Source organism: Aeromicrobium sp. HA (genome assembly GCF_027171405.1).
Classification (GTDB): domain Bacteria; phylum Actinomycetota; class Actinomycetes; order Propionibacteriales; family Nocardioidaceae; genus Aeromicrobium; species Aeromicrobium tamlense.
Map to the genome: position 1 here is coordinate 2,320,790 of NZ_CP114372.1, position 24,425 is coordinate 2,345,214.

A 24,425-nucleotide genomic window follows, 5' to 3' on the forward strand; every position below is an offset into this window, starting at 1 on the left:
ACCCCAGCCGGGGTGGACCGCGTTCTCGTGTGTCAGAGGACGGCGTCGAGGCGTGCGAGCGAGGTCTCGCGGCCCAGCAGCTCCATCGACTCGAACAGCGGCGGGGAGATGCGACGGCCGGTGACCGCGACGCGGACCGGGCCGAAGGCGAGACGCGGCTTGAGGCCGCGCTCCTCGACGAGGGCCTGGCGCAGGGCCGCCTCGATCGACTCGGTGGTCCACGCGTCGAGGCCGGACAGCGCCTCGCGGGCCGCCTTCGCGACCTCGAGGCCGTCCTCGTTGAGCTGCTTGGCGGCGTCGTCGGGATCGACGGCGAAGTCCTCGCCCGCGAACAGGAAGCCGAGCATCTCGGCGGCCTCGGTGAGCAGGTTGCTGCGCTCCTGCACGAGCGGCGCGGCCTGCGTCACGAGCGCCTCGTCGACGCCCTCGGGCAGGTACGGCAGCAGCCGGCGGACGAACTCGTCCGGGGCGAGCAGGCGCACGTGGTCGCCGTTGATCGCCTCGCACTTCTTCAGGTCGAAGCGGGCCGGGTTGGGGTTGACGCGCTCCACCTCGAACGCGGCCACCATCTCCTCGAGCGAGAAGATGTCGCGGTCCTCGGCGATCGACCAGCCGAGCAGGGCGAGGTAGTTCAGCAGGCCCTCGGGCAGGAAGCCCTGGTCGCGGTAGCCGAGCAGGTTCGACTCGGGGTCGCGCTTCGAGAGCTTCTTGTTGCCCGCGCCCATGACGTAGGGCAGGTGGCCGAACCGCGGCGTGAGGCCCGAGCCGACGCCGATCTCGCCGAACGCCTCGTACAGCGCCATCTGGCGCGGGGTGGACGACAGGATGTCCTCGCCGCGCAGCACGTGCGTGATCCCCATGAGCGCGTCGTCGACCGGGTTGGTCAGCGTGTAGAGCGGCTGGCCGTTGGCGCGGACGATCACGAAGTCCTGCACGTTCTCGGCGCCGAACGTGATCTCGCCGCGGACGAGGTCGTCGAAGGTCCAGTCGCGCTCGGGCATCTTGAAGCGGATGACCGGCTGGCGGCCCTCGGCCTCGTACGCCGCCTGCTGCTCGGGCGTGAGGTCGCGGTGCAGTCCGTCGTAGCCGCTCGGGCGGCCGGCGGCGCGCGCGGCGTTGCGGCGCTCCTCCAGCTCCTCGGCGGTGTCGTAGGCCTTGTACGCGAAGCCCGCGTCGAGGAGGCGCTGCGCGACGTCGGCGTAGACGTCCATGCGCTGGCTCTGGCGGTAGGGGCCGTTCGGGCCGCCGACCTCGGCGCCCTCGTCCCAGTCCAGGCCGAGCCATCGCATGACGTCGATCAGCAGGTCGTAGGACTCCTGGGAGTCACGGCTGGCGTCGGTGTCCTCGATGCGGAAGACGAAGCGCCCACCGTGGTGACGCGCGAAGGCCCAGCTGAACAGTGCCGTGCGCGCCATGCCGACGTGCGGGTTGCCGGTCGGCGACGGGCAGAACCGGGCGACCACGTCGCTGCCGGTCGCGGTCGTCCAACGGGTCTCACTCATCTGCCACCACCGGGTTCGTCAGGGTGCCCAGGCCGTCGATCGTCACGGCCACGTCGTCGCCGGCCACCATGGGGCCGACGCCGTCGGGCGTGCCGGTCAGGACGACGTCACCGGGCAGGAGGGTCATGAAGCTGGTCACGTACTGCAGGATCGTGGTCACGTCGAAGACCATGTCCGACGTGCGGCCGTCCTGCTTCGTCTCGCCGTTGAGCGTGGTGCGCACGCGGACGTCGGAGGGGTCGAAGTCGGTCTCGATCCACGGGCCGAGCGGGCAGAACGTGTCGAAGCCCTTCGCACGGGCCCACTGGCCGTCCTTCTTCTGCAGGTCGCGCGCCGTGACGTCGTTGGCCACGGTGTAGCCGTAGATCACCTTGGGCGCGTCCTCGGCCGTGAGGTTGCGGCAGATGCGGCCGATCACGATCGCGAGCTCGCCCTCGAAGTGCACGTTCTGCGACTGCTTCGGGTAGAAGATCGGCTCGCCCGGACCGATCACCGAGGTGTTCGGCTTGAGGAAGATCAGCGGCTCCTCGGGGACGTCGCCGCCCATCTCGGCGGCGTGCGCGACGTAGTTCTTGCCGACGCACACCACCTTGCTGCGCGGGATGACCGGCGCCAGCAGGCGCACGTCCTCCAGCGCCAGCTTCTCGCCGGTGAGCTCCAGCGGAGCGTAGAGGGGGTCCCCCTTGAGAGGGGCGATGATCGGGGTGTCGCCCTCGGTGCCGACGACCCCGAAACGGGGGTCGTCGTCACCGGCGAATCTGGCCACGCGCATGCGCTCCAGACTACCGAGGTCCGCGCGGTCCGCCCGACCCGGACCGCGCCGCTCAGCCCTGCGCGGACTCGGCGAGGGCGAGGGTCCTCACGACGCTCGCCCCGGCGGTCAGGCCCGCCGCCGCGGCACCCAGCACCGAGGCCATCGGCATCGGCAGCTGCTCCACGTGCGCGAGGTCGCCCGCGGCGAAGACGCGCGGGTGGCTGGTCTGGCCGAGGACGTCGATCCGGATGCAGCCCGACGGCAGCAGCTCGAGACCGAGCTGCTCCGCGAACGGGGCCGCCTGGGCGAACGCCGGGTGGACGAACAGGCCCGCCACCTCGACCGGCTCACCGGTCGCGCGGTGCACCCGGACGCCGTCGCCGGTCCGCTCGATCTTCGTGACCTCACCATCCTCGAAGTGCACGAGGCGCGACGCGATCGGTGCCAGCATCGCGGTCATCATCGGCACGTGAGGTCCGGTGCCGGCGAGGCCGATCACGCGACCCGAGAGCTCGTGGCCGTGGCAGAACGGGCACGCCGCGACCTCGCGACCCCACGCCTCCTCCAGGCCCGGGATCGAGCCCAGGTCGTCCTTCAGGCCCGTCGCCAGGATCAGCGTGCGGGCGTGGATCGGGCCGCCGTCGGTCTCGGCCACGAAGCCGTCGCCCTCCTCGCGAACCGCGTGCACCGTGGTGTCGTGGAGCTCGACCGTGCCGTACGCGGCAAGGTCCTCGCGGGCCAGCCGGCGGATCTCGGCCGGCGCTCGACCGTCGTGGGTCACGAAGTTGTGGGCGTGCTCGACCGTGCCGTTGCGGTAGCGGCCGGAGTCGACGAGGACGGCGGTCCGGTGCATGCGGCCGAGCGTGAGCGCGGCCTGCAGCCCGGCCGGTCCGCCGCCGATGACGAGTGCGTCGTACATGGTGTTCCCCTCTCGAATGGAATAACGAGACGAGCCTGCGACTTCAGGTCGACATGAAGTCAAGTCAGTCGATCGGGGACGTCGCCGCGCGGTTCGGGCTCGAGACCCACGTGCTGCGGCACTGGGAGGACGTGGGGCTGCTGCGGCCGGCCCGCGACGGTGCCGACCGGCGCCGTTACGGCGACGACGACCTGGTGCGGGTCGCCGTCATCCTGCGCAGCAAGGCCGCCGGGATGTCGCTCGAGCAGATCGCCGTGCTGCTCGACGAGGAGGCGCCGTCGCGCCACGAGGTGCTGGAGTCCCACCTGGCCGACCTCGACCGGCGCATGCAGGAGATGGAGCGCTCGCGCGAGATGACCGAGCACGCCCTGCGCTGCCGCTCGCACGACATCACCCAGTGTCCGCGGTTCCGCGGCTTCGTCACCGACGTCCTCGCCGGCACGACGCGCTGGTCGCTCGACGGTCCCGCCACCGCTTAGCGACGCGAGATGTGTAGCGGTGTCCACCGGGAATCCGGCCATGTGGCCGAAGAAGCGTGGAGAGCGCTACACATCTCGCCCACCGGAGGCGGGTCGTCAGGCGGAGCCGTAGCGGCGCTGGCGCGTGGCGTACTCCTCCACCGCGGCCCACAGGGCGCGGCGGTCGACGTCGGGCCACGCGATGTCGCTGAACACCAGCTCGGCGTAGGCCGACTGCCACGGCAGGAAGTTGCTGGTGCGCTGCTCGCCGGAGGTGCGCCAGAAGAGGTCGACGTCGGGCATCCACGGCTCGTCGAGGTAGCGCGCGAAGGTGGCCTCGGTGATCTTCTCGGGGTTCAGCCGGCCGGCCTTGACGTCGCGCGCGAGTGCCGCGGCGGCGTCGGCGATCTCGGCCCGGCCGCCGTAGTTCACGCACATCGTCAGGGTGCAGACCGTGTTGTCCTTCGTGAGCTGCTCGGCCTCCTCCAGCTCGCGGATGACGCTGCGCCACAGCCGGGGGCGCCGGCCCGCCCAGCGGACGCGGACGCCGAGCTCGTGCATCTCGTCGCGGCGGCGGCGGATGACGTCGCGGTTGAAGCCCATCAGGAACTTCACCTCGTCGGGCGACCGCTTCCAGTTCTCGGTGCTGAAGGCATAGGCGCTGACGGCCTTGACGCCGATCTCGATCGCGCCCTCGACGACGTCGAACAGCGCCGCCTCGCCGGCCTTGTGGCCCTCGGTGCGCGGCAGTCCGCGCTCCTTCGCCCAGCGGCCGTTGCCGTCCATGACGATCGCGACGTGCTGGGGCACCTGCTCGGGGGCGAGGCGCGGCGGGGTGGCCCCCGACGGGTGCGGGGTGGGGTTTCGGGGCATCAGCGATCCACGTGGGCCAGGGAGCGCAGGCCGCGCTCGAGGTGCCAGGACAGGTAGTTGGCCACGATGCCGCCGGCCTCGCGGCGGGACCGCTCGTCGGCCAGCCCGACCGCGCTCCAGTCGCCCACGAGCAGCGCGGCGAGCAGGGCCACCGTGGTGGCCGACGGGACCGAGGAGCCCGGCACGCGGCAGCCGTCGCACAGCATGCCGCCGGATCCGGCATGGAAGTGGCGGTGCGGGCCCTCGAGGCCGCAGCGGGCGCAGCCGTCGAACGACGGGGCGTAGCCGGCGATCGCGAGCGACCGCAGCTGGAACGAGTCGAGCAGCACGCCGGGCGGCTGGCGGTGCTCGGTGAGCGCGCGCAGCGCCCCCACCAGCAGGTGGTACTGCGGGACCGAGGGCTCGGCGGTGTCGGCGACGAGACGCTCGGCGGTCTCCAGCATCGCCGTGCCCGCCGTGTAGGCGCCGTAGTCGGCGCCGAGGTGCGAGGCGAAGGGGTCGATCGTCACGACCTGGGCGATGACGTCGAGCGAGCGGCCCTCGGCGAACTGCACGTCGACGTGCATGAAGGGCTCCAGGCGCCCGCCGAAGCGGCTGGAGGTCTTGCGGACCCCGCGGCCCACGGCCCGCACGACGCCGCGTCCGCGCGTGAGCATCGTGACGATGCGGTCGGCCTCCCCCAGCTTCTGGGTGCGCAGGACGACACCGGAGTCGCGATAGGTGCCCACCGCTCCATTCTGCCCCAGTCGCGGTCGTCCGCCGGTGTGGCACGCTCGGGTCCATGGACCTGAGCGATCGCCCCCGCGCCCACCTCGGCGTGTGGCCCACGCCCCTGCAGGACGTGGACGGACTCTGGATGAAGCGCGAGGACCTCAGCGGCTTCGGCTTCGGCGGCAACAAGGTCCGCAAGCTCGAGTTCCTGCTGGGCGCGGCGGTCGCCCGCGGCCAGCGCCGCGTGGTCACCTTCGGCGCGCTGCAGTCCAACCACGTGCGCGCCACCGCAGCCGCCTGCGCCCGCCTCGGGCTGCACCTGGACGCCATCGCCGTGCAGGCCGTGCCGCGGACCGACGCGGACTACACGGGCTCGGGCAACGCGTTCCTGACCGAGCTGTTCGGCGCGACCCGCCACGTCGTGGCCGACGACGACGCCGCGGGCGCACTCGCGCTGGAGCTCATGGCCGAGCACGGCGACGACCTCGCCGTGATCCTGCCCGGCGGCTCGGACCGCATCGGCGTCCTCGGTCACGTGGACACCGCGCTCGAGCTGTACAGCCAGCTCGAGTTCGACCCGCACGAGATCGTCGTCGCCGCGTCCACGTGCGGCACCATGGCGGGCCTGGTGATCGGGCTCGCCGCCGCCGAGGTCGACACGGTCGTGCGCGGAGTCTGCGTCTACCACACGCTCGAGCAGACCGAGGCCCAGCTGCGCGACCTGCTGGCGCAGGCGTCCGACGATCTGGGCGTGCCCGTCCCCGACGACGACCGCTGGGTGCTCGACGACTCTCAGCTCGGCGACGGCTACGGCATCCCGTCGCCGGCCGGCCTGGCCGAGATCCACCGCCTCGCCACCACGCGCGGCATCGCGCTCGATCCCGTCTACACGGCGAAGGCGTACGCGGCGCTGCCCGGCGACCCCGAGCTGCGCCGCCGCACGGTGTTCCTGCACACCGGCGGCGGCCCCTCGCTGTTCGCGTACCGCTCCGCGCTGGGCTGACTCAGCCGAAGTCGACGCCCTGCGCGAGCGGCAGCTCGGTGGAGTAGTTGATCGTGTTCGTCGACCGGCGCATGTAGCTCTTCCACGCGTCCGAGCCGGACTCGCGGCCTCCGCCGGTGTCCTTCTCACCGCCGAACGCGCCGCCGATCTCGGCGCCCGAGGTGCCGATGTTGACGTTGGCGATGCCGCAGTCCGAGCCGGTCGCCGAGACGAACAGCTCGGCCTCGCGCACGTCCATCGTGAAGATGGCGCTGGACAGGCCCTGGTCGACGGCGTTGTGCAGCGCGACGGCCTCGTCGAGGTCGCGGTACGTCAGCACGTAGAGCAGCGGCGCGAAGGTCTCGGCGCGCACGATCTCGGTCTGGTCGGGCATGTCGACGATCGCGGGGTGCACGTAGTGGCCACCCTCCACGCCCTCGGCGGTGGTGCCGCCGGTCAGCACGGCGCCGCCGTCGGAGCGCGCCTGGTCGAGGGCCTTGGCGAAGCCGGCCGCGGCGGACTCGTCCACCAGCGGGCCGACGAGCGTCCCGGAGTCCAGCGGCGAGCCGATCGGCAGGGTCTCGTAGGCGGCGACGAGGCGCTGGAGCAGCTCGTCCTTCACCGACTCGTGCACGATCACGCGACGCAGCGACGTGCAGCGCTGGCCGGCGGTGCCGACCGCCGAGAACACGATGCCGCGCACCGCCAGCTCGAGGTCGGCGCTGGGCGCGATGATCGCGGCGTTGTTGCCGCCGAGCTCCAGCAGGCTGCGGCCGAGGCGGGCGGCCACGCGGGGCGCGACCTCCTTGCCCATCCGCGTGGATCCGGTGGCCGAGACCAGCGGCACGCGCGGGTCGTCGACGAGCGCCTCGCCCACCTCGCGGGCGCCGACCACGACCTGCAGCAGGCCCTCGGGGGCACCCGAGCGTCGGGCGGCCTCCTCGGCGAGCGCGCGGCACGCGAGCGCCGTGAGCACGGTCTTCTCCGACGGCTTCCACACGATGCTGTCGCCGCAGACGAAGGCCAGCGCGGCGTTCCACGACCACACCGCGACCGGGAAGTTGAAGGCGCTGATGACGCCGACGACGCCCAGCGGGTGCCACTGCTCCATCATGCGGTGGCCCGGTCGCTCGCTGGCGATCGTCAGGCCGTGCAGCTGGCGCGACAGGCCCACGGCCAGGTCGCAGATGTCGATCATCTCCTGGACCTCGCCGAGGCCCTCGGACAGGATCTTGCCGGCCTCGATCGTCACGAGGGCGCCGAGGTCGTCCTTGTGCTCGCGCAGCAGGTTGCCCAGCTCGCGGACGAACGCGCCGCGAGCGGGAGCCGGCACGGTGCGCCACTCCTGGAAGGCGGCGTGGGCCCGGCCCACGGCCTCGCCCACGGACTGCGCCGTGTCGGCCTGGAGGCGGCCCAGCTCGGAGCCGTCGATCGGGGTGCGGCAGACGATCTCGCCGTCGGCGGCGAACTGCGTGGACGCGCCGATGCGCCCGAAGATCTCGGTGACCTGGTCAGAAATGCTCATGCGTCGATCTTTCCGTGGGTGTCGAAGAGCTGGCCGGAGTGCGTCGCGAGCAGGTCGGTCAGGGAGATGTCCTCCTGCCGGACGAAGCCGGTGGAGGGGAGCTTCCCGGCGGCGACCAGCTCGACGACGGCCACGGCGCTCGCCGCGGTGGTCCAGCTGATGGCGCGCCAGGTCTGGCCGTCGATGTCGATCGGCCGGTAGGCGCGGACGTGGTTGCGTCGGAACGGCTGGCCGGAGTGGATGCCCTCCACCGCGGCGTGCAGGTAGACGACGTCGTCGTTCACCGGCGGCTTGGCGTCCACCAGGATCCGGCCGACGAGCTCGCGCTCGTCGCGCAGGTTGAGCTCCTCGAAAAGGAAGTGCATCTGCTCGAAGTGGCCCGGGTACCGCATCGTCTTGTAGTCCAGGCGCTGCAGGCGGCCCTCGTAGGTCTGGCACATCGTGCCGAGGCCGCCCGAGGTCAGCGCGGCCTCGAGCTCGATGCCGCCGATGACGACGCGCTCCTTCTCGGTCATCGGGGGCACCATGCGGCGCTCGCCGGACCGAACGACCTCGCAGTCGTTGAGGTACTCGTTGACGACGCCCTCGGCCGACCAGTTGAACGCGTAGCCCAGCAGACCCGTGGGGTTCTGCGGCAGCGCGCCGACCTTCAGCTCCATGCTGCGGATCGAGTCGAACGTCGAGGCCAGGCTGGCGCCGACGATGCCGATGAGGCCGGGCGCCAGACCGCACTGGGGGACGAACACGCTGTCGGGGCGGTCCTTCGACAGCTCGATCACGCGGTTCGTCGTGGGGACGTCCTCGGTGAGGTCGAAGTAGTGCACGCCGGTGTCGTGCGCGGCCTCCGCGACGGCGATGTTCAGGTGGTACGGCAGGCACGAGACGACGCCGTCGACCTCGCTCAGCGCCGCGCGCAGCGCGTCGGCGTCGGCGACGTCCAGCACCCGCGTCTGCAGGTTCGGCACCTCCCGCTCGCGCGAGTCGAAGCCGACCACCTTGAACTCCGCGCGCGACAGCAGGTGCGCGACGAGCTCTCCGACCTTGCCGAGTCCGAACACGGCGACGTTCTCAATCCTCACTACCCCATCGTCTGCCTGATGCGGCAGACTGTCCAGCGTAAGTTCTTCTAACGCATTCGGAGGACCACCGTGCGCGACCTGCCCGACCCGAACCGACTGCGGCTCCTCGTGGATGTCGCCCACCACGGCTCCATCGCCGGCGCCGCCCGTGCCAACAGCATCACCCCGTCGGCCGTCTCCCAGCAGATCACCACGCTCGAGCGCGAGTCCGGCGTGCCGCTGCTGGAGCGGCTCCCCCGCGGCGTGGCCCTCACGGCCGCCGGCGAGGTGCTGGCCGAGCGCGGTCGCAGCCTCGTCCGCCTGCTCGAGGCCACCCGCGGCGACATCGACGGCTTCGACGACCACCTCGTCGGCCGGGTCCGCATCGGCACGATCGCCTCGGCCGCGCAGGAGTTCGTGCTGCCCACGCTGACCGACCTGCGCGAACACCATCCCGGCATCGACGCCACCGTCACGGTGGCCGAGCCGCAGTCGAGCCTGGCCGCGCTGCACGAGGGCCGGATCGACCTCGCGCTCGTCGACGTCTACGAGCACGCCCCCATGCCCATCCCGCCGCGGGTGACCGCCACGACCGTGCACCGCGAACCGCTCGTGCTCATCGGGCGCGAGCCGTTCCCCGAGGGCACCACGCTGGCCGACCTCGCGGACGCGCCGTGGGTCATGCCACCCGCCGAGGCGGCGTGCGGCCAGTCGGTCCGCTACGCCTGCCGGCAGGCGGGCTTCGAGCCGCAGGTGCGCTGGGAGACCGACGACCTCCAGTTGCTGTCCCGCGCCGTCGCGGCCGGGCAGGGCGTCACCCTGCTGCCCCAGCTGGCGATCGACGTCGACCGGCGCGGGCTGCACACCGCGGTCCCGGCCGGCGCCCGACTCGGGCGCGAGATCCGCGCGGCCGTGCGCTCCGGCGAGCGCGACCGCCCGCTGCTGCGCGCCATCGTCGAGGCGCTGCGGGCGCGCTGAGCCCTCAGCCGCGCTCGAGCAGCCGGACGATCCCGTCGTACCCGGCGGCTCGCGCGTGCTCCAGCGCCGTCACCCCGTTCTTGTCGGCGATGCCCGTGTCCACGCCGGCGTCGACGAGAAGCCGGACGATCTGCTCGTAGCGCCGCGAGCCGTCGCCGAGGATGACCGCCTCCAGCAGCGCGGTCCAGCCCAGGTCGTTCACGTGATCGAGGTCGACGTCGGTGCGGATCACGCGGCGGATGTAGTCCACGTGGCCGCGCTCCCCCGCCGGGATCGGCGAGAGGCCGCCGTACCGATTCTCGATGGTGAGGTCGGGGCGCGCGGGCAGCAGCGCCTCCAGCATCGCGACGCTGCCCGTCACGCCCGTCACGAGCCACGGCGTGTCGTGCTGGTGGTCGAGCGCGTCCGGGTCGGCACCCATCGCCACCAGCAGGCGGGCCACGGCCACGCTGTCGTGGGTGGAGGCCAGCAGCAGCGGCGTCTGGCGCAGCTCGTTGCGGACCTCGAGGTCGGCGCCGGCACGCAGGGCGAGAGCAGCGGCGTCCGCGTCTCCCTCGCGCGCCGCCGCGAGCAGCCGGCGGCCGGCGACCTCGGGGCCCACCTTCTCGGCGCCCCGGGCCCTCTGCAGCAGGCGCGCCTGCGGCTCGAGCCCGTGCCGCTCGGCCAGCTGCACCGGCGTGAGTCCGTCGCGCCGGGACGCGATCCGCACGTCGGCTCCCCCGGCGACGAGCACGCGCACGGTGTCGACGTACTGGCGCCGGCGCTCGGGCTTGGCGAAGACGAGGGCCTCGTGCAGGCCCACCCAGCCGAGGTTGTTGACGTGATCCGGGTCGGCGCCGGCCTGCAGCAGGCGCCCGACGATCCAGGCGTGCCCGCGCTCGGCCGCGCGGATCACGCCGGTGCCGTCGAACGAGTCGTGCACGTCGAGGTCCGCGCCGTGCCGCAGCGTGAGGTCGAGCAGCGCGCGACGCCCCTCGCTCGCGGCGATGAGGTGGGCACTCTGGACGGTGTCGTCGGTGGCGTTGACGTCGGCGCCGGCGGCGATCAGCCGACGCGCGGCCGTCACGTCGTCGTCCCAGGCGGCGGCGATCAGCCGGGCGTCGAGCTGGTCCTGGTCGAGGTCCATCAGCGGGTCCTTTCGCGAGGGGGACGGGGACGCCGTGGTGGGCGGCGTCGTCGGGGTGGCCGTCGTGCTCGCGGCAAGCCGCTCGGCCCGGTCCTCCCCCGACGCCTGGCAGGCCGCCAGCAGGAGCCCGGCCGAGGCCACGATCGCCGCGAGCGACGCGGTGCGCAGGCTCACGAGACCGGTCCCCGCGTGCGCAGAGCGTTCTCGACCGTGGTCCGCGCGTGGTCCTCCGTGATCCGCCGGGCCCGGTCGGCGTCGCCGCTGGCGATCGCGTCGAACAGCGCGACGTGCTCGGCGTGGATCGGCGCCGGATCGGTGTGCTGCGCGAGCAGCCAGCGGCGACGCTGCGACACCGTGCCCAGCACCTCGTGCGCCATCGTGCCCTCGCCGAGGGCGGCGAGCGCGTCGTGGAACCGGCCGTTGGCCGCGACGGCCGCGTCCAGGTCGCCCCGGTCGATGGCGTCCTGCGCCTCGTCCAGCACCGCGCGCAGGCCGACGAGCCCCTCGTCCGTGACGGTCGCGACGACCTGGCCCACCAGCACGCGCTCGAGGGCGGCGCCGACCTCGGCCAGCTCGGCGATCTGGTCGGGCTCGTAGGCCCGGACCGCGATGCCGCGGGTGTCACGGTCGACCGCGAAGCCCTCCAGCACGAGTGCCTGGAGCGCCTCGCGCACGGGGATCCGCGAGACGCCGAGGTCGGACGCGATCGTCCGCTCCACGAGGCGGGTGCCCGGCGCGTGCGTGCCCGCGATGATCCGCTCGCGGATCAGGTCACGGACGTCGTCGCGCAAGGGGCGGAACGAGGTCGGGGTCGTTGGCATACCAAAACGGTATACCAGCGACCCCGACGTCGGACCTTGCTCGCTCAGCCCACCGGGATGGTGGTGGCCTCCGCGCGGTTGGCGGCGCACACCACGGCACGCAGCGACGCAGTGACGATGTTCTCGTGGATGCCGACGCCCCACACGACCTCGCCGGCGATCTCGCACTCGACGTAGGCCGCGGCCTTCGCGTCGCCGCCCGAGCTGAGCGCGTGCTCGCTGTAATCCAGGACACGGATGTCGGCCCCGGCCTGACGCATGCCGTCGACGAACGCCGCGACCGGACCGTTGCCCTCGCCCTTGAACGAGCGCTCCTGGCCGCGGACGACGAGGTCGACGACCTGCTCGTCGCGTCCGTCCTCGGTGGTGACCGAGGTGAAGCGCGTCAGCGAGTACGGCTCGTCGCGCTCCAGGTACTCGCGCGTGAACGCGCCCCAGATCTCGTCGGGCTGGATCTCGCCGGCCTCGCCCTCGCTCATCGACTGGATCGCGCGGCTGAACTCGATCTGCAGGCGACGCGGCAGGTCGAGCTGGTGCTCGGTCTTCATGATGTACGCGACGCCGCCCTTGCCGGACTGGCTGTTGACGCGGATGACGGCCTCGTACGTGCGGCCGACGTCGTGCGGGTCGATCGGCAGGTAGGGCGCCTCCCACGGCAGCTCGGCGACCGGGACGCCCTGCGCGGCGGCCTGGCGGTCGAGATCCTCCAGGCCCTTCTTGATCGCGTCCTGGTGCGAGCCGCTGAACGCGGTGTAGACCAGGTCGCCCGCGTACGGGTGGCGCGGGTGGACCGGAAGGTTCGTGCAGTACTCGACCGTGCGACGGACCTCGTCGATGTCGGAGAAGTCGATCTGCGGGTCGATGCCCTGGCTGAACAGGTTCATGCCCAGCGTCACCAGGTCGACGTTGCCGGTGCGCTCGCCGTGGCCGAACAGGCAGCCCTCGACGCGGTCGGCGCCGGCCATCATCGCCAGCTCGGTGGCGGCCACGGCGGTGCCGCGGTCGTTGTGCGGGTGCAGCGAGATCGCGACGGCGTCACGACGGCTGATGCTGCGGCTGAACCACTCGATCTGGTCGGCGTACGTGTTCGGCGTGGCCATCTCGACGGTGGCCGGCAGGTTCAGGATGATCTCGCGGTCGCCCTCGGGCTGCCAGACGTCCATGACGGCCTCGCAGACCTCGAGGCTGAACTCCAGCTCGGCGCCCGTGAAGATCTCGGGGCTGTACTGGTAGCCGAACGCGGTGTCGCCCAGCAGCTGCTCGGCGTACTTCATCACCATCTCGGTGCCGCGGGTGGCGATGGCGCGGCACTCGTCGCGGTCGACGTTGAACACGACGCGGCGGAACAGCGGAGCGACCGCGTTGTACAGGTGCACGTTGGCGCGCGGGGCGCCCACCAGCGACTCGACGGTGCGCTCGATCAGGTCCTCGCGGGCCTGCGTCAGCACCGAGATCGTGACGTCCTCGGGGACGGCGCCGCCCTCGATCAACGAGCGGACGAAGTCGAAGTCGGTCTGGCTGGCCGACGGGAAGCCGACCTCGATCTCCTTGTAGCCCATGCGCACGAGCAGGTCGAACATGCGGCGCTTGCGGGCCGGGGTCATGGGATCGATCAGGGCCTGGTTGCCGTCGCGCAGGTCGGTGGAGAGCCAGCGCGGGGCCTGCGTGATCTGCTGGGCCGGCCACGTGCGGTCGGGCAGGTCGATCGGGGTGAAGGGCTGGTAGCGGCCGAACGGCATGCCGGAGGGCTGCTGGGGGGAAACAGGGTTGTTCTTCATGGGAGGTCTTCCTCGGGGATCGTCGAGCGATTCAGCGGCCGGCCATGACTGACTCCGCGCCGAGGGGTCCGACCTTCAGAGGACCTCGACGCGGCGGCGAAGGAGGAGGTTCGCGATCCGCATGATGGGGCCAGCGTAGCACCGGCCGTTCCCGGCGCGGATCGTCCCGGGTGGCTAGGGTCGGGAGCATGGCCGACGACGCACACGCCACGACCGGTTCGTACGTGAAGGCCGGCTCGGCCTTCGACCGGGACATGAACTACATCCCCGACCGCATCACGCGCGACGGCGGCGCCCCTGCGGATGACCGCGCGGGCACCGGCAAGCCGCCCGTGGCCGACGCGCCCACGTGGCCCGTCGAGCCCGGCCGCTACCGGCTCGTCGCCGCGAAGGCGTGCCCCTGGGCCACCCGCGCCCTGATCGTCCGCGACCTGCTCGGACTGCAGGACGTCATCAGCGTGGGCCTCCCCGGCCCCACCCACGACGCCCGCAGCTGGACCTTCGACCTCGATCCCGGCGGCGTCGACCCCGTCCTGGGCATCGAGCGGCTCCAGCAGGCCTACTTCGCGCGCTACCCCGACTACCCGCGCGGCATCACCGTGCCGGCGATGGTCGAGGTCGCCTCGGGTCAGGTCGTCACGAACGACTTCCCGTGGATCACCCACGACCTGTTCTTCGAGTGGCGCGAGCACCACTCCCCCGACGCCCCCGACCTCTGGCCCGCCGCCGTGCGCGACGAGATGGAGGACGTCATGGAGCGCGTGTTCACCGAGGTGAACAACGGCGTCTACCGGTGCGGCTTCGCCGGGTCGCAGGAGGCGTACGACGCGGCCTACGACCGGCTCTGGAGCACGATGGACTGGCTCGAGCACCGCCTTTCCGACCGTCGCTATCTCATGGGCGACGCGATCACCGAGGCCGACGTGCGCCTGTTCACCACGCTCGCGCGCTTCGACGCCGTCTACCACGGTCACTTCAAGTGCAACCGCAACCAGCTCACCGAGATGCCGCACCTGTGGCGCTACGCCCGCGACCTCTACGCACACCCCGCGTTCGGCGGCAACACCGACTTCGAGCAGATCAAGCAGCACTACTACGTGGTGCAGACCGACATCAACCCGACGCAGATCGTGCCGAAGGGGCCCGACACCTCGGTGTGGCTCGAGCCCGTCACCTGAGCAGCGACCGCGGCGCGAGCCGCGCCCACCAGCGCGCCTTGCGGCTGCTGGCGGCCTGCAGCGACTCCACGACGCGCTGCGCCTCCTCGACCCGGGCCGTGCCCGGTCCGGTCCCGGCGTAGCGGTCGCGCTCGACCTGGGCGACGAGCCCGTCGAGGTCGGACCCCGCGACGCCGTGGGACTCGAGCCGGCCCGCGAACACCCGCGGTGTCTCGGTGGGGTCGAGGCCGATGCCGAGGTCGCGCGCGGTGTCGGAGACCTCGCTCCACAGCGGCTCGCTGGATCGCTCGCCCGCGCTCCACCGGCGACGGCGACGCACCTGGCGGACCAGCGCGGGAACCGCGCCGAGCACGGACACCGTGAGCAGCGCCAGCAGGGCGGGCCGCCACGTGGGGCCCGTCTCGCCGGCGGACTGCTGCGCGGACTGCTCGTCCTGCGGGTCGAGGGTCCGCCCGTTCTGGCCGCTCGCCTCGGGAACCTCGGAGTCGGCGTCCGAACCACCGCTCGACTCGACCTCCTCGGCGAACTCGGTGGCCTCGCCGATGCCCGGCGTCGCGTCGAAGGGGATCCAGCCGATGTCGCGGAAGTACACCTCGGTCCAGGCGTGCAGGTCGTCGGAGTCGACGCCGAACGTCGACTCGTCGACCGAACGGCCCAAGAGGCTGTCGCCCGGCGCGTAGCCGACCGCGACGCGCGTGGGCACGTCGAGCACGCGACCCATCACGGCCAGGGTGGACGCGAAGTGCACGCAGTACCCGGTCTGCTTCTCCAGGAACTCCTCCATGACGTCGAGCCCGTTGCCGTCGTAGCCCTCGTCCACCGGCGCCTCGACGGAGTACGAGAAGTCGGTGCGCAGCCAGTCCTGGAGCGCCAGCATGCGGTCGTAGTCGTTGTCCGCGTCGCCGGCGCGCTCGCGGGCCAGCCGCGTGACCAGCTCGGGCACGTCGTCCGGCAGCGAGCGGTACGAGTCGAGAGACCGGCCCGCGTCGCCGGCGTCGCGGACCTGGTCGGCCGTGGGCAGCCGGTCCAGGCTCGTCACGGTGTAGCTCTGGTCCTCGGTCGTGGTGCGACCCTGGGCCCGCACGGTGCTGCCGTCGCGCAGCCACTGCCAGTCACCCTCGAGGCCCTTGATGCTGGTGGCCGGGTACGGCACCGGCAGCAGGCTCGAGCGCAGGCTCTCGATCCGGATGCTGGTGGTGCGCTCCTCGGACGTGATGGTCTCGTCGAGGTCGTCGAGGCCCTCGATGTCGAGGTCGCCCATGACCGGACTGGGGATCCAGGAGCGCCCGCTGAACTGACGCAGCGTCGCGACCTTGAGGTACTGGCCCGTGGTGCCCTCGGTGGAGTACGTCAGGACGCGGCGGGGCTGGGTCTGGCGCAGGTTGCGGCCCAGCTCGATCATCGGGTTGATGCCGGTGCCGAAGACCTGGCTCTCGGCGACGCCGAAGTCGCTCGAGGTGGGGTCGATCTCGGGCCCGACGACCGGCACCACCAGCGCGACGGCCACCGCGCCGACGCCCGTGACGGCCGCGGCCCCGCTCGGGATGACGCCGACATGCGGGGACTCCGACCACCACAGCCACAGCCACGCCACGGCCGTGCCGGCGAACAGCCACCACGGGGGCATCTCCATCGCGATGACGCTGGGGACGACGAGCATCGTCGCCCACAGCAGCCCGAGAAGCGGCACACGCCACGCCTGGCGGGCCACGGCGTCGGACAGCACGAAGATCACGAGGTACGCGATCGCGACGAGCAGCACCACCGAGTCGGGCGGCAGGATCGGCGCGACCTCCTCCACGATCGTGGTCCGGGCATCGCCGAGCATGGACGCCAGCTCGACGAACGAGGACGGCGTGGGGATGCCGAGGACGGTGGTGCCGGGAACGAACATCCACACCAGCCCGAGCACCGCGGCCAGGGCGCCGGCGGGCGTGGCCCACGTGGGCGCGAAGAGGCGCACCACGGCGGTCACCGCCGCGACGGAGACCACGAGCGACAGCACCACGACCACCCAGCGCAGGCCGTCGAACAAGGGCGCGAAGCCGCCGAGCAGCACGGCCGTCGCGCCCAGCACGACCAGCGTGTCGTTGAGCTCGTCGCCGCGGTCGCGCCTCACGCCGGCACCCCCGTCGCCGCGGCCCAGGCGGCCTCCAGGTCCTCGTTCGAGTCGCGGACGACGACGTGCCAGCCGGCCGCGGCGAGGGCGCCGTGGGCGTCCTCGGAGGTGCCGCGGGCGACGAACGCGATCGTGTCGCGCGACGGCACGGCCTGGAGCAGGCGAGCAGCCGAGGTGGAGTCGAGCGAGCCGGTCATGACGAAGGTGGTGCGCTCGCGCGCCGGGATGATCAGGGGCGAGGAGTCGGGCTCGGCGAGCGCCAGCACCACGAGGGCGTCCTGCAGACCGTGGCCGGACTCGAGCGACACCTGCTGGGCGCCGGTGGCGAGGTCGACGTCGAAGCCGCGTCCCCCGTAGTGGGCGACGACCGAGGCGGCGGCCGAGACGCTCCACTCGAAGCCGGCGTGGTCGTGGACGCGCGGGTCGGCGTCGAGGACGACCAGGACGGTGGGCCGCAGCTCGGACTCCTCCTGCCGCACCATCGGCTCGCCGTGGTGGGCGGTGGCCTTCCAGTGCCAGCGCTTCAGGGCGTCGCCCGGCAGGTAGGGGCGCGCGATGACGTCGTCCTGCCCCAGGCCCGAGGTCGGGTGCAGCCGCGTGGCCCCGTCCGTGGCGCCGGCCGGGCCCACCCGCACGTCGAGCGAGTGACGACGCGGCAGCACGATGAAGCGGTCACGGCCGCCCGCGACGAGGGAGCGCTGCACCAGCCCGAAGGCGTCGCCCACCGAGACCGAGAACGGGCCGAGCTCGTGACTCCCGCGACGGCGCCCGGTGACGACGTACTCCACCCGGGCGCGTGGCTCGCCGGTGACGGGGACCGTGCCGGTGGCCGTGCCGAGCACGGTGCTGGGCAGGCGGTCGCGCCAGTGACCCGCGACGACCGGCACGCCCGAGACGACGCCGACGTCCAGTACGACCTCGACCGGCTCGTCGGGCTCGACGATCGCGGGCGTCACGGTGCGGGTGAGCACGAGCCTCGGCCGGGCCAGCACGGCGAGGACCACCGCGACGGCGACGAGCCCGGCGCACAGTCCCGTGACGTAGAGGAGCGCGGGGATGCCGACGAGGGCGGCCAGGGCGAGGCTCACCGCAGCGGCCGCGATCAACGCGATGGACCGTCCGGTGAGCCACATGGTCAGACCGGGACCCGGCGCAGGATGTCCGACACGATCTCGTCGGAGCTCCCGCCACCACGCAGCGGGACCAGGCGGTGGGTCAGCACGAGGGGCGCGAGCTCGACCACGTCGTCCGGCAGGACGAACTCACGGTCGCGGACGGCGGCGAGGGCCTTGGCGGCGCGCACCAGCTGGAGCGTGGCGCGCGGGCTGGCGCCCAGGCGGAGGTCGCCCGACTCGCGCGTGGCGCGGGCCAGGGCGACGACGTAGCGCTCGACCGACTCGGCCACGTGGATGCCGCGGGCATGCGCGATCATCTGCTGCAGGTCGTCGACGAGGATCACCGACTCGAGCAGCGCCGCCGGGTCGCGGGTGTCGCGGTCGCGCAGCATCGCCAGCTCGGCGTCGGTGTCGGGGTAGCCGAGCGAGATGCGCGCCATGAACCGGTCGCGCTGCGCCTCCGGCAGGACGTACGTCCCCTCCATCTCGAACGGGTTCTGCGTGGCCACCACCATGAACGGGCGGGGCAGCGGGTAGGTGGTGCCGTCGACCGAGACCTGGCGCTCCTCCATCGACTCCAGCAGCGCCGACTGGGTCTTGGGCGAGGCGCGGTTGATCTCGTCGCCGACCACGAGGTTCGCGAAGACGGCGCCGGGCTTGAACTCGAACTCCGCGCTGGCCTGGTTGAACACCGAGACGCCGGTGACGTCGGACGGGAGCAGGTCGGGCGTGAACTGGATGCGTCGCACCGAGCCGTCGACCGAGCGGGCCAGGGCGCGGGCGAGCGCAGTCTTGCCGACTCCGGGGACGTCCTCGATGAGCAGGTGGCCCTCGGCCAGCATCACCACGAGGGCAGTCTCGATCGCCTGCTGCTTGCCGTCGATGACCTTGGCCACGTTGTCGAGGACGGCCTGTGCTGCTGCGGCGAAGTCCATGGCCTGATCCTAGGCACACCGAGCAATATCGGACACGCGAACGAACGGACCGGCGGCTACGGTGACGCCATGGCCCGCCTCCTCGTCGTGCAGCACTGTCCCACCCCGCGTCTGACCACCCTCGGCGACGCCGTCCTGGCCGGTGCGCGCGACGACGCGATCGAGGGCGTCGAGGTCGTCGTGCGTTCCGCGCTCGAAGCCACCGTCGAGGACGTCCTGGCGGCCGACGGCTACGTGCTGGGCACGTCGGCGAACCTCGGCTACATCTCGGGCGCCCTCAAGCACTTCTTCGACACGGTCTACAACGACGTGCGCGAGCCCACCGCCAAGCGGCCCTTCTCGTACTGGATCCGCGGTGGCTACGACACGATCGGCGCCGAGCGCGCGATGGAGTCGATCACGACCGGACTGCAGTGGACCCTGGCCGCTCCCCCGCTGGTCTTCACCGGCGATGTCGACCCGCACCTCGACGCGGCCACCGAGCTCGGCGGCACGCTCGCCGCGCTGCTCATGGCCTGATCCGGGCTCCTGCGGCTCGCTAGCGTCGTAGCCACTCCCGCAGGCGGTCGAGCGGCCAGGTCGTGACGATCCGGTCGGGGTCGATGCCACGATCGGCCGCGCGGGCGGCGCCGTGGTCGAGGAAGTCCAGCTGGCCCGGCGCGTGGGCGTCCGTGTCGATCGCGAACAGGCAGCCCAGGTCGTACGCGAGGTCGATCAGCTCGTCCGGCGGGTCCTGGCGCTCCGGGCGGGAGTTGATCTCGACGGCGACGCCGTGCTCGGCGCACGCGCGGAAGACCTGATCGGGGTCGAACTGGGACTGCTTCCGGGTGCCACGCGAGCCCTCGACGAGGCGGCCGGTGCAGTGCCCCAGCACGTCGGTGTGCGGGTTCGAGACCGCGGCGACCATGCGCCGCGTCATCGCCGGGGCGTCCATGCGCAGCTTCGAGTGGACGCTCGCCACCACCACGTCGAGGCGACCGAGGAGGTCGTCGTCCTGGTCGAGCGCGCCGTCGTCGAGGATGTCGACCTCGATGCCCGTCAGCAGGGTGACGTCGGGGAACTGGTCGTTCACGTCGGCGACGACCTCGAGCTGCACCTCGAGACGCTCGCGGCTCAGCCCGTTGGCGACCGTGAGCCGGGGCGAGTGGTCGGTGATGGCCTGGTACTCGCGGCCGCGCCAGACCGCCGCGCGCGCCATCTCCTCGATCGGGCTCCCACCGTCGGACCAGTCGGAGTGGCTGTGCAGGTCGCCCCGCAGCAGGGCCCGGAGCTCGGCCCCGGCCTCGGCAAGAGGTCCGGTGTTGCGCGCGCGGAGGTCGGAGAGGTACTCCGGCACGTCGCCCGAGAGCGCCTGCTCGACGACCGTGGTCGTGCGGGGGCCGAGGCCCTTCATCCGACCCAGCGAACCGTTCCCGGCACGCTCGACGACCTCGTCGGGGGTCAGGTCGGCGAGTGCCGCGGCGGCCTTGCGGAAGGCCTCGACCCGGTAGGTCGACGCACGCTCGCGCTCGAGCCAGAACGCGGTCTCGCGCAGCGCCTCGACGGGGTCCACCCCTCCATCGTGCGGGATGTCCTCGTGAGTCACCAGACCAGTGACGCCGCGATCACGAACATCACGAGGCCGATGACCAGGTCGAGCACCTGCCACGCCCGGGGGCGCGCGAGCAGGGGCGCGAGGCGCGTGGCCCCGAATCCCAGCGACGAGAACCACACGATGCTGCCGACGGAGGCGCCCGCACCGAACCACCAGCGGTCGTCGCCGTGCGTCTGGGCGATCGAGCCGAGCAGCACCACCGTGTCGAGGTAGACGTGGGGGTTGAGCCACGTGAGCGCCAGCGCCTGCAGCACCACGGCACGCAGCGTGGCGGCGGTGCGGCCGGACGCCTCGAGGTGCTCGGGGCGGAACGCGCGCCGGATCGAGCTGATGCCGTACCAGACCAGGAACGCCACGCCGAGCCACGTGACGACGTCGATGAGCCAGCCCGCGCGGTCGATGATCGCCCCGATGCCCGCGACTCCGGCCAGGATCAGCGCGAGGTCCGACACCGCGCAGATGGCGACGACGGCGCCGACGTGGGCACGCCGGATGCCCTGGCGCAGGACGAAGGCGTTCTGGGCGCCGATGACGACGATGAGGGACAGGCCGGTGATCATTCCGGTCACGAAGGCGTTCAGCACCGTTCGACCGTAGGGTCCGTCACCTCGTGAAGTCCAACGAATCTTTCTTCGCATGGTGAAGGAGTGCTTCACTCGATCCATGGACCTCTCCCCCGCCCAGCTGTCGGCCCTGGTGGCGATCGCCGACACCGGCTCCTTCGAGGCCGCAGCCGAGCGGCTTCACGTCACCCCGAGCGCCGTCAGCCAGCGCATCCGTGCGCTCGAGAGCGCCGTCGGCCGGGTGCTCGTGGGCCGCGGGACGCCCTGCGTGCCGACCGAGGCGGGAGCCCCACTCGTGCGGCTCGGCCGCCAGCTCGAGCTCGTCTTCGCAGAGGCACTCACGGACGGGCTGACCGAGGGCCCGACCGACCTCGCGCTGGCGATCAACGCCGACTCCCTGGCCACGTGGTTCCGGCCCGTGCTGGCCGAGATCGCCACGTGGGAGGGTGTCGCGCTGCGGCTGCGCGTGGAGGACGAGGGGCACAGCCACGACCTGCTGCGGCGCGGCGAGGTGGTCGCCGCGGTGACCAGCGACCCCTCCCCCGTGCAGGGCTGCTCGGTGACCCCGCTCGGCACGATGCGGTACCTGCCGGTCGCCCATCCGTCGCTCCTTCGCTCGGGGCGAGCCGACTGGTCGGGCATGCCGATGGTCGTGTTCAACGCCAAGGACCGGCTCCAGCACGAGGAGCTTCGACGCCACACCGAGGTCGCGCCTCCCGCCGTCCACGAGGTCCCGTCATCCGACGACTTCCGGGCCGCGATCGAGGCCGGGCTCGGCTGGGGACTGCTGCCGGAGGCGCAGGCCCGCGCCGGCATCGAGGCGGGCACGCTGATCCGCCTGGGCCGATCGGTCACGCGGGTGTCCTTGTACTGGCAGCGGTGGCGGCTCGACTCCGAGCTCCTCGACCGGCTCAGCGACGCCGTGTCCACCCACTCACCCGGTCGATGAACCCGTCTCGCATCGCGGGAAGGACGGCGTGAATTGACTTTATGTTCGAACACCTGTTCTATGATGAGGCATGCTCAGGGCCCGCACCGACGACGAGGCGTTCGCCGACGTCCGCCGCGAGCAGGCCCGCGCCGAGTACGCCACGTGGAATCTCATCCTGGGCCACTTCGAACGCGCGACGAAGCTCATCGACGCAGCCGACCAGCCGTCGATCTCCAAGCAGCACGGCCGCAGCGCCGTGGTGCTCGACATGGCCCAGCAGCTGGCGATCTCCGAGCAGCGGGCGTGGGGCATCCTGCACGACGCCCGCACCCTGCGCGACCACACGCCATGCGTCTGGGCCACCTTCCGCGTCGGTCGCATCGACGCGGCGAAGGCTGGCGCGATCGCCGCCACGGTGGAGAGGCTGCGCACCGCCGAGGCCGTCGCCGCCGTCGACGCATCCGTGGTCGACTACGCCGAGACGCACACGGTCGGCGAGCTCCGCTCGTGGCTGCGGCGTCTGCGCGCCCGCCTCGAGCCCGACGAGGTGGCGCACGAGTCGGCACGCGCCGTGGAGGAGCGTCGCGTCAGCGTCACTCACCTCGACGACGGCACCAGCTGGCTGAACGCGCTGTTGCCCACCGGCGTGGCCGTGGTGGTGGCCGAGCGCCTCCGTCGTGCGGCGAAGGCGCTGCCCGCCGTCGACCCCGAGACGGGCGAGCGCGACCGCCGCACCCGTGACCAGAAGCAGGCCGACCTCGTAGCCCACTGGCTCACGTCGTGTGAGGGCACCGCGACCGATGTCCGCGCCGAGGTCGCGATCAGCATCGCGGCCACCGACCTCATCGGGCTCACGGACGGCCCGGGCCTCACTCTCGACGGCGAACCGGTCGGTGCCGCGTGGGTGCGCGAGCTGGCGCAGTCCGAGCACACCGTGCTGCGGCGGCTGGTGCTCGACGCGGCCGGCACCGTGCTCGACTCGACGGTTCTGGCCTACCGGCCCCCGGAGTCACTGCGGCAGGCCCTGCGCTGGAGGGACGGCGCCTGCCGGGTCGTCGGCTGCCGGGCTCCTGCCGGCTCGACCGACCTCGACCACGAGCTAGCCTACGACCGGGGCGGCACCACCTCGGCCGACAACCTGCGCTGCCTGTGCCGACGGCACCACAACATGAAGTCCCACGGACACCTCGACGACCGTCACCTCGACGGGCCGATGGCCCACGTCGAGCCGTACCGCGTGGCCTAGAAGCCGAGCTTGCGCAGCTGGCGCGGGTCGCGCTGCCAGTCCTTGGCCACCTTGACGTGCAGGTCGAGGTGCACGGGCGTGCCCAGCAGCCGCTCGATCTGCGAGCGCGAGTCGATGCCGATCTGCTTGAGGCGGGCGCCCTTCTTGCCGATGATGATGCCCTTCTGGCTGTCGCGCTCCACGTACACGTTGGCGCGCACGTCGAGCAGCGGCTTCTCGGCGGGACGGTCCTCGCGGGGCACGACCTCCTCGACCACGACCGCCAGCGAGTGCGGCAGCTCGTCGTGGACTCCCTCGAGCGCGGACTCGCGGATGATCTCGGCGATCAGCGTCTCCTCGGGCTCGTCCGTGAGCTGACCCTCGGGGTACAGCGGCGGGCCCTCGGGCAGCGTGTCGATGAGGAGCGAGCCCAGCAGCTCGACCTGCTCGCCGGAGACGGCGGACACCGGCACGACCTCGTGCCAGGACAGGCCCGCTTCAGCGCCGGCGGCGGCGATCTCGGTCAGGTGCTCGGCGAGGCGGGCGGGCGTCACGAGGTCGGTCTTCGTGGCGATCGCGATGACCGGCTTGCGGCGCAGCGCCGCGATCTCCTTGATGAGGAAGCGGTCGCCCGGGCCGATCTTCTCGTTGGCCGGCAGGCACATGCCCACGGTGTCGACCTCGGCCCACGTGGTGCGGACCAGGTCGTTGAGGCGCTGTCCCAGCAGGGTGCGGGGCTTGTGCAGGCCGGGGGTGTCGACGAGGACGAGCTGGGCGTCCTCGCGGTGGACGAGGCCACGGATGACGTGGCGCGTGGTCTGGGGGCGCGAGGACGTGATCGCGACCTTGCCGCCCACGAGGGCGTTGGTCAGCGTGGACTTGCCGGCGTTGGGCCGGCCGACGAAGCAGGCGAAGCCGGAGCGGAACTGGCTCATGTCGACAGCACCGTGTCGACGGCGCCCGCCGGATCGGCGACCACGACGGTGACGCCGGCGCCGCCGAACTCGATCACCGAGTCGAGGCCCACCGGAACGTCGCCCTCGGTGACCAGCGCGGCGGCCTCCAGGCCCTTCGCGCCCGACGAGACGGCCATCGCGACGGCGAGGTCGAGCGCGGACACCCGCAGCGTGTCGAGGTGGACGGTGGCAGCGGCGTAGGTGCGGCCGTCGAGGTCACGCACGGCGGCCCCCTGGGCCACTCCGAGACGGGCACGAGAGGTCCGGGCGAGCGTCACGAGCTTCGCGTCCTCGGAGGTCAGGTCCATGCGACGAATGTACCGG

At 72.3% G+C, this 24,425-nt stretch carries 24 protein-coding genes; 7 read left to right on the forward strand and 17 right to left on the reverse strand.

The genetic code is table 11. The features are described from left to right. Positions 1-32 precede the first annotated feature (32 nt). From gltX to O3S82_RS11440, 3 genes are read right to left on the reverse strand one after another with little or no spacing between them, the layout of a single operon-like run. Entirely contained in the window at positions 33-1,502 is a 1,470-nt protein-coding gene (gltX, locus tag O3S82_RS11430; RefSeq protein WP_269302927.1) for a glutamate--tRNA ligase, read from the reverse strand. Continuing rightward, positions 1,495-2,274, reverse strand: a complete 780-nt coding sequence (locus O3S82_RS11435; RefSeq protein ID WP_179423810.1) for a fumarylacetoacetate hydrolase family protein — start codon at positions 2,272-2,274, stop codon at positions 1,495-1,497. Before O3S82_RS11435 ends, gltX begins: the two co-directional genes overlap by 8 nt. A gap of 52 nt (positions 2,275-2,326) precedes the next feature. Beyond that, positions 2,327-3,175, reverse strand: coding sequence for an NAD(P)/FAD-dependent oxidoreductase (locus tag O3S82_RS11440; protein WP_269302928.1), 849 nt, complete (start codon positions 3,173-3,175; stop codon positions 2,327-2,329). 53 nt (positions 3,176-3,228) lie between these two features. On the opposite strand from O3S82_RS11440, the gene O3S82_RS11445 reads away from it, so the two are divergent. Next, the gene (locus O3S82_RS11445) at positions 3,229-3,654 is read left to right on the forward strand and encodes a MerR family transcriptional regulator (protein WP_179423806.1); all 426 of its coding nucleotides are present in this window, start codon (positions 3,229-3,231) and stop codon (positions 3,652-3,654) included. A gap of 96 nt (positions 3,655-3,750) precedes the next feature. Here the strand turns inward: O3S82_RS11445 and O3S82_RS11450 are convergent, their stop codons facing one another. Together O3S82_RS11450 and recO are read right to left on the reverse strand one after the other, a co-directional pair. Next, positions 3,751-4,506 (reverse strand): isoprenyl transferase, encoded by a 756-nt coding sequence (locus O3S82_RS11450; protein ID WP_179423804.1) that lies wholly within the window; start codon positions 4,504-4,506, stop codon positions 3,751-3,753. Continuing rightward, a complete protein-coding gene (recO, locus tag O3S82_RS11455) occupies positions 4,506-5,234 on the reverse strand; it encodes a DNA repair protein RecO (protein ID WP_179423802.1) in 729 nt (242 codons plus the stop codon). Before recO ends, O3S82_RS11450 begins: the two co-directional genes overlap by 1 nt. 53 nt (positions 5,235-5,287) lie before the next feature. Here recO and O3S82_RS11460 point away from each other — a divergent pair, with 53 nt between their 5' ends. Then, positions 5,288-6,220 (forward strand): 1-aminocyclopropane-1-carboxylate deaminase/D-cysteine desulfhydrase, encoded by a 933-nt coding sequence (locus O3S82_RS11460; RefSeq protein WP_269302929.1) that lies wholly within the window; start codon positions 5,288-5,290, stop codon positions 6,218-6,220. 1 nt (position 6,221) lies between these two features. Here O3S82_RS11460 and amaB read toward each other — a convergent pair whose 3' ends face one another. Further along, entirely contained in the window at positions 6,222-7,724 is a 1,503-nt protein-coding gene (gene amaB / locus O3S82_RS11465; RefSeq protein ID WP_179423798.1) for an L-piperidine-6-carboxylate dehydrogenase, read from the reverse strand. Beyond that, positions 7,721-8,803 (reverse strand): saccharopine dehydrogenase family protein, encoded by a 1,083-nt coding sequence (locus O3S82_RS11470; protein ID WP_269302930.1) that lies wholly within the window; start codon positions 8,801-8,803, stop codon positions 7,721-7,723. Before O3S82_RS11470 ends, amaB begins: the two co-directional genes overlap by 4 nt. A gap of 69 nt (positions 8,804-8,872) precedes the next feature. Here O3S82_RS11470 and O3S82_RS11475 point away from each other — a divergent pair, with 69 nt between their 5' ends. Further along, positions 8,873-9,760, forward strand: coding sequence for a LysR family transcriptional regulator (locus O3S82_RS11475; RefSeq protein WP_269302931.1), 888 nt, complete (start codon positions 8,873-8,875; stop codon positions 9,758-9,760). A gap of 4 nt (positions 9,761-9,764) precedes the next feature. On the opposite strand, the gene O3S82_RS11480 is transcribed toward O3S82_RS11475, so the two are convergent. Genes O3S82_RS11480 through leuA form a run of 3 tightly spaced genes read right to left on the reverse strand, consistent with a single transcriptional unit; the run spans position 9,765 to position 13,485 of the window. Beyond that, positions 9,765-11,060, reverse strand: coding sequence for an ankyrin repeat domain-containing protein (locus O3S82_RS11480; RefSeq protein ID WP_269302932.1), 1,296 nt, complete (start codon positions 11,058-11,060; stop codon positions 9,765-9,767). Then, complete coding sequence (locus tag O3S82_RS11485) at positions 11,057-11,707, reverse strand: GntR family transcriptional regulator (RefSeq protein ID WP_269302933.1); 651 nt, start codon at positions 11,705-11,707, stop codon at positions 11,057-11,059. Before O3S82_RS11485 ends, O3S82_RS11480 begins: the two co-directional genes overlap by 4 nt. Positions 11,708-11,751: 44 nt before the next feature. Beyond that, complete coding sequence (gene leuA / locus O3S82_RS11490) at positions 11,752-13,485, reverse strand: 2-isopropylmalate synthase (protein ID WP_179423791.1); 1,734 nt, start codon at positions 13,483-13,485, stop codon at positions 11,752-11,754. Between the two features lie 188 nt (positions 13,486-13,673). Here leuA and O3S82_RS11495 point away from each other — a divergent pair, with 188 nt between their 5' ends. Next, positions 13,674-14,663 (forward strand): glutathione S-transferase C-terminal domain-containing protein, encoded by a 990-nt coding sequence (locus O3S82_RS11495; RefSeq protein WP_179423789.1) that lies wholly within the window; start codon positions 13,674-13,676, stop codon positions 14,661-14,663. Here O3S82_RS11495 and O3S82_RS11500 read toward each other — a convergent pair. From O3S82_RS11500 to O3S82_RS11510, 3 genes are read right to left on the reverse strand one after another with little or no spacing between them, the layout of a single operon-like run. Next, positions 14,656-16,782, reverse strand: coding sequence for a transglutaminase TgpA family protein (locus tag O3S82_RS11500; RefSeq protein WP_269302934.1), 2,127 nt, complete (start codon positions 16,780-16,782; stop codon positions 14,656-14,658). The genes O3S82_RS11495 and O3S82_RS11500 overlap by 8 nt on opposite strands. Then, on the reverse strand, positions 16,779-17,915 hold the full coding sequence (locus O3S82_RS11505) for a DUF58 domain-containing protein (protein WP_179423785.1): 1,137 nt from the start codon (positions 17,913-17,915) through the stop codon (positions 16,779-16,781). The genes O3S82_RS11500 and O3S82_RS11505 overlap by 4 nt, the downstream gene beginning before the upstream one ends. A gap of 2 nt (positions 17,916-17,917) precedes the next feature. After that, positions 17,918-18,832 carry an AAA family ATPase gene (locus tag O3S82_RS11510; protein WP_179423783.1) on the reverse strand — a complete coding sequence of 305 codons (915 nt, stop codon included), beginning with the start codon at positions 18,830-18,832 and terminating at the stop codon, positions 17,918-17,920. A gap of 69 nt (positions 18,833-18,901) precedes the next feature. Here O3S82_RS11510 and O3S82_RS11515 point away from each other — a divergent pair, with 69 nt between their 5' ends. Next, complete coding sequence (locus tag O3S82_RS11515; protein WP_269302936.1) at positions 18,902-19,351, forward strand: flavodoxin family protein; 450 nt, start codon at positions 18,902-18,904, stop codon at positions 19,349-19,351. 19 nt (positions 19,352-19,370) lie between these two features. Here the strand turns inward: O3S82_RS11515 and O3S82_RS11520 are convergent, their stop codons facing one another. Next, positions 19,371-20,384, reverse strand: a complete 1,014-nt coding sequence (locus tag O3S82_RS11520; protein WP_179423779.1) for a PHP domain-containing protein — start codon at positions 20,382-20,384, stop codon at positions 19,371-19,373. Positions 20,385-20,413: 29 nt separating this feature from the next. After that, on the reverse strand, positions 20,414-21,010 hold the full coding sequence (locus O3S82_RS11525; protein WP_269302939.1) for a LysE/ArgO family amino acid transporter: 597 nt from the start codon (positions 21,008-21,010) through the stop codon (positions 20,414-20,416). Between the two features lie 79 nt (positions 21,011-21,089). Between O3S82_RS11525 and O3S82_RS11530 the strand changes: the two genes are divergently transcribed. Next, on the forward strand, positions 21,090-21,938 hold the full coding sequence (locus O3S82_RS11530) for a LysR family transcriptional regulator ArgP (RefSeq protein WP_269302940.1): 849 nt from the start codon (positions 21,090-21,092) through the stop codon (positions 21,936-21,938). 70 nt (positions 21,939-22,008) lie between these two features. Next, positions 22,009-23,166 (forward strand): HNH endonuclease signature motif containing protein, encoded by a 1,158-nt coding sequence (locus tag O3S82_RS11535; protein WP_269302942.1) that lies wholly within the window; start codon positions 22,009-22,011, stop codon positions 23,164-23,166. On the opposite strand, the gene era is transcribed toward O3S82_RS11535, so the two are convergent. Together era and O3S82_RS11545 are read right to left on the reverse strand one after the other, a co-directional pair. Next, complete coding sequence (gene era, locus O3S82_RS11540) at positions 23,163-24,080, reverse strand: GTPase Era (protein WP_179423771.1); 918 nt, start codon at positions 24,078-24,080, stop codon at positions 23,163-23,165. The genes O3S82_RS11535 and era overlap by 4 nt on opposite strands. Then, positions 24,077-24,409, reverse strand: coding sequence for a cytidine deaminase (locus tag O3S82_RS11545; RefSeq protein WP_179423770.1), 333 nt, complete (start codon positions 24,407-24,409; stop codon positions 24,077-24,079). Before O3S82_RS11545 ends, era begins: the two co-directional genes overlap by 4 nt. Positions 24,410-24,425: the final 16 nt, after the last annotated feature.